We start from the raw sequence: 1,147 nt of genomic DNA on the forward strand, positions 1-1,147 counted from the left end.
CCGCCACCCTCGGAGGCCCCGAATCACGTGAGGCGATGCTCAGCTACGCCGGCCAGATATTTGCCAGCCGCTTTGAGATACTCTCAAATCCCGAATTCATGGCAGAAGGAACTGACATCAATGATCTGCAAAACCCAGACAGGGTACTAGTTGGGGGCAACAATAAAGCAGCAGTCAATGAACTCGCAAGTATCTATAACAACTGGGTCGAATCAAGTCGAATTATTACCACCAATCTCTGGCCTGCAGAACTAGCAAACCTCACATCTAATGCATTTCTGGCTCAACGCATATCATCAATAAATGCAATCGCAGGACCATGTAAAGCTACAGGAGGCGACATAGGGGAGGTGAGATCCGCAATTGGCACAGACAGGCGAATTGGCAGTGAATTCTTGAGGCCAGGCCAAGGCTTAGGAGGCAGCTGTTATAAAAAAGATCTTCTCTACTTAATTTATCTGGCCGAACACTACGGTCTTAAAGAGGTGGCTTGCTACTGGCGCTCTGTTGTAGAGCTAAATGGATGGTCACAAAAGCGCATCTCCCGAATGATCGGGAATTCCCTATTTGGCACTATGCGAGACAAACGTATTGCCGTTCTAGGCTTTGCCTTCAAGGCTGATACAAATGACACACGAGAAAGCCCCTCGAAAGGCATATGCCGCGATCTACTTCACGACGGCGCTAACATAGGTATCCACGATCCACGAGTAAGGGAGGAAGCGATCGACAAGCTCCTCGCCATTGGCGAGGACGGTGCCCCATCTGCAGGAAAATATGAAAAAGCCAGCAGCATTGAATCGGCCTGCGAAGGAGCCGATGCAGTGCTTATTATCACGGAATGGCAAGAATACAGAAATCTCAACTGGGCGAGTCTTGCAGCGCGTATGCGCCACCACGGCTGGGAATTTGATGCAAGACGGGTCACCAACTTGGCAGAAGCAGAGGCACAAGGACTTGAGACCTGGGAAATAGGGCGAGGGAGCTTGCATTGATAGCCAACGTTCTTGTTAAAGGCCGTACAAGCTGTGTGGGAAGCCGGGTACTTAATCGCCTGAAAAAAGCAGACCACAATCCAGTGGTATGTGACGTAGTCAACCGGGGCTTTGGAGACCTAGCCCGCCCCCATGGGGTGCCGCATGCGGAT

General features: G+C 50.9%; 1 protein-coding gene. It reads left to right on the top strand.

The window, feature by feature from the left end:
• A partial coding sequence (locus AC01FP_RS17705) for a nucleotide sugar dehydrogenase (RefSeq protein WP_474482052.1) occupies positions 1–995 on the top strand: 995 nt, incomplete at its 5' end.
• Positions 996–1,147 lie beyond the last annotated feature (152 nt).

The organism is Cyanobium sp. NIVA-CYA 375, assembly GCF_056108345.1.